At 39.9% G+C, this 3,618-nt stretch carries 6 protein-coding genes; 5 read left to right on the top strand and 1 reads right to left on the bottom strand.

Annotated features, from left to right (window positions below; all coding sequences use genetic code 11):
• The first annotated feature begins 104 nt into the window (after nucleotides 1-104).
• From IQ229_RS18145 to IQ229_RS18125, 5 genes are all read left to right on the top strand, one after another.
• On the top strand, nucleotides 105-566 hold the full coding sequence (locus tag IQ229_RS18145) for a pyridoxamine 5'-phosphate oxidase family protein (RefSeq protein ID WP_194046108.1): 462 nt from the start codon (nucleotides 105-107) through the stop codon (nucleotides 564-566).
• Nucleotides 567-671: 105 nt separating this feature from the next.
• The gene (locus tag IQ229_RS18140) at nucleotides 672-857 is read left to right on the top strand and encodes a hypothetical protein (RefSeq protein ID WP_194046106.1); all 186 of its coding nucleotides are present in this window, start codon (nucleotides 672-674) and stop codon (nucleotides 855-857) included.
• Nucleotides 858-892: 35 nt separating this feature from the next.
• Nucleotides 893-1,096: a ChaB family protein gene (locus tag IQ229_RS18135; RefSeq protein ID WP_194046104.1), complete on the top strand. Its 204-nt coding sequence runs from the start codon at nucleotides 893-895 to the stop codon at nucleotides 1,094-1,096.
• A gap of 55 nt (nucleotides 1,097-1,151) precedes the next feature.
• Entirely contained in the window at nucleotides 1,152-1,703 is a 552-nt protein-coding gene (locus IQ229_RS18130; protein WP_194046102.1) for a hypothetical protein, read from the top strand.
• Nucleotides 1,704-1,903: 200 nt separating this feature from the next.
• Nucleotides 1,904-2,482, top strand: a complete 579-nt coding sequence (locus IQ229_RS18125) for a DUF411 domain-containing protein (RefSeq protein ID WP_194046100.1) — start codon at nucleotides 1,904-1,906, stop codon at nucleotides 2,480-2,482.
• Nucleotides 2,483-2,522: 40 nt separating this feature from the next.
• Here IQ229_RS18125 and IQ229_RS18120 read toward each other — a convergent pair whose 3' ends face one another.
• Entirely contained in the window at nucleotides 2,523-3,467 is a 945-nt protein-coding gene (locus tag IQ229_RS18120) for a tetratricopeptide repeat protein (protein WP_194046098.1), read from the bottom strand.
• Between the last annotated feature and the right edge of the window lie 151 nt (nucleotides 3,468-3,618).

Here is a 3,618-nt window from a genome sequence, read left to right as displayed (position 1 = left end):
GGTTAATACTAAAAAATAACATTATCAAAATTAAATTTGGTTGTAATCAAAAATTACAGCTTAGACAACAAACAAATAGATAAATAGAGAAAAAAGTACAAACAATGGCAACTTCTACAGACCGGGATCAACAGATTCAAAAACTGCGTGAACTCATCAAAGATATTGATTATGGTATGTTTACCACAGTCGATGATGATGGCAGCTTGCATAGTTACCCCATGTCAAAGAGTGGTGAGATTAACTCTGATAGCATACTCTGGTTCTTTACTTATGCTGGTTCTCATAAGGTGACTGAAATTGAACACCATGAGCAAGTCAATATTAGTTTCTCTTCACCCGAACAGCAGCAATACGTTTCTATCTCAGGTACAGCACAACTTGTGAAAGACCGCAACAAGATGCGAGAGCTATGGAAGCCGGAACTTCAAACCTGGTTTCCTAAAGGACTGGACGAACCCGATATTGCTTTGCTGAAGGTGAATATTAACCAAGTTAATTATTGGGATAGTGCATCGAGTTTTAAGCCACAAACAATTAGTTTTTTAACACCATCACGCCTTTAAGTAATTAATAATTCGTAATTCGTAATTTGTAGTTAAAAATTCAATGACGAATTATTTAAGACGTGTAATTGTTGGAAAAAATTAGCACTCAAGAAGCCATCTGTTATGCCAGCCATGAGTTTACCGATCGCTACACTTGTCAGTGGTATTGACTCTTTGGAACCACCTTTACCTCCAAAAATTACCCTAGACCAAGCAACCAAGTTTGCCGAATCACTTGCTAAAGGCGAACCTAACCGCGAGAAGATTGCCCTGACAATCCTCTCAGATCAAGTGCGACAACTGATTTAAGTATAAATTTGGAATTTAATTCAGAGGTGTATTTTATGCCTTACCAACAGATTGCAGACTTACCTGATTCAGTCAAAGAGCATTTACCTAAGCACGCCCAAGAAATTTTTCGGGCTGCATTTAACAATGCTCAAGAAGAATATGGGGGAGAAGAACGTGCCTTTCGTGTTGCTTGGAGTGCGGTAAAGCGCAATTACGAAAAAGGCGATGATGGGCATTGGCACAAAAAGCCAGAATAGTTCATACCATTTGGGATTTTGGATTTTAGATAGGGAAAGAGTTCCGCGAGATCTTATGAATTACCTTGTTGCAGTTTTACCAGATCGAATACAAGCAGAAGCCGCCTACTCTGCTTTGGAAAAAGCAGGCTTGCCAACTTCACAAGTCAATATTTTGGGCGATGCTTATCTAAGTGCTGATGAATTTGGACTAATCGATCCCGACAAGCAAGCCCGCAAACAATCAACTCGGCTCTTTTGGTGGCTTGTACCCTTTGGATTTGTTGCAGGTTATGCCTTTAACTATCTCACAGAAATTGAAATATTTCCCCAGGTTACTCGATTTGGCAATGAATTTCTTGCTGGGATCTTAGGAGCTATAGCCGGTGCCTTGGGCGCTGGTTTAATCGGTCGAGGAGTCGGCTTAACAGTTGGCAGTGGCGATGCTTTAGCGTATCGTAACCGTTTGAATGCTGGCAAATACCTAATTGTAGTTACCGGAAATGAGGATTTAACACGCGAAGCTACCCGCGTACTGCGTCCATTTGAACCAGAAAATATTCAAGGTTATACAGACTATTTACAAAACAGCAAACTTGTAGGGAAAGAGATGGGCAAACAAATCTAAATGGCAGGTATTCCTGAATCAAAATATCAATCATGGAACGATCGCCTCAAAAAAAGCGATCGCTCCATTTGTTTTCATGAAAATATGATGACTAATAAGAAATCACTTTTGCTTTATTAGGATATAGTACAGCGACTTTTTATTTGTCACTGTACACTTTTGGTGAGCAGATCCACCTTGTTGTATTTAGGAAGTATCAGATGTCACACAAACAATTGATTTATTATTGCTGGCAAAAATGCTTACTTCCCATCTTGATGCCTGCCACTGTGCAAATAGTGGTTCTAACATTAGGGGTGTTGAGCATCTTGGGAAGCACTGCTCCTATGAGTCATGCTCAAGCTGTTTTTAGCAGTAGTCACATCCAGGAGCAACAGACACCATCAAAATCAACAGTGCTAAATGCCACTGTATATCACAGTCCCGATTGTAACTGTTGTGGCGGGTGGATTGAGCACTTAAAGACACAGGGTTTTAAAATCACAGATTTTTCTACGCCTGACATCGAAACAGTCAAACAAAAGTACAACGTGCCGGATAACTTGTCATCTTGCCACACAGCAATTGTTAATGGATATGTTATCGAAGGACACGTCCCCGCAGACGACATCAAACGTCTGCTTCAAGAAAAGCCAAATGTTGTTGGTTTATCTGTTCCTCAAATGCCTGTAGGCACTCCTGGGATGGAAATGGGGAATCGAAAAGATCCGTTTTCTGTGGTTTCTTTTGATCGCAAGAACTCAGTTGCAGTATTCAATAAATATCCTGGTGAGTTCTGAGTGAATTAAAAGGGTCTTTTAACTCGGAACTCAAAACTCTTTATTTAGAACTAGTTTTGATCAACTGCGACAAATGAATTAACCATCTTCTAAACCAGAAAGCAGATGTTGCGCTTGCAATATTTTGAGAAAGAAACTCAATGGCATGGTTACAATCTTGCAGGCTAGCATCGAGTCCCATTGCACGATAAATTTCACGAGCATTGCAAAAGGCATCCATCGCTTCTGATTCTTGGTTGATTTTTTCTAACACCAAACCCAAATTAAACCAAGCATTTGCTTCCCCATTTAAGTCATTAAGATCGCTTCTAATCTCTAATGAATGCTCATAAAACTCCAACGCCCTTTGGTACTTTCCTAAAGCCTTATAAGCACCACCCAATCCACTCAAAGCCATGCCTTCAGCATTGCGATCGCTGATGAATTTTGCCAGCCCTAACCATTGTTGGTAAAACTCAATTGCTAGTTGGTAAGATCCCAATGATTCATAAGTATTGCCCAAACTTCCCAGGCAAATGCATTCCCCAGTCCAATCGCCTGTTTTCTTCGTTATACCCAACCATTGTTGGTAAAATTCTATCGCTTGCTCATACTTACCCAGGTATTCATAAGTATTACCCAAACTTCCCAAGCAAATGCCTTCCCCAGTGCGATCGCCTATTTTCCTGGTAATACTCAACCACTGGTGATAAAATTCAATCGCTCGCTGGTATTTTCCCAGTGATTGGTAAGCGTTACCCAACCCTGATAAAGATTTGGCTTCTTCTAAGCGATCGCCTATTTCTTTCGCTATATCTAACCACTGCTGATAAAACTCAATTGCTAGGTGGTACTCACCTAGTGAATGGTAAGCATTGCCCAAACTTGCCAAAGAAACGACTTCTGCATTGCGATCGCCTGTTTCTCTGGCTTTTTCTAAGCACTGCTCTTCAAACTCAATGGACTCAATATTATTTAGGCCCCCGGATCGTATTACTTCTGTCATTCTCTATAGAAAAGGAAATTTTTGATCGATAAGCTGTCGATTATACAATTTTCTATAGCTTTAGCACAGGATAAATACAACTTATGTCAAAATTTAAAAATTATTCTTCAATATCAAGCTTTCTTGTATACTTTTAATACACTGCGATCGC

Source organism: Nostoc cf. edaphicum LEGE 07299 (genome assembly GCF_015207245.1).
Taxonomy (GTDB): Bacteria; Cyanobacteriota; Cyanobacteriia; order Cyanobacteriales; family Nostocaceae; genus Nostoc; species Nostoc edaphicum_B.
This window is presented reverse-complemented; position numbering and strand designations above follow the sequence as displayed.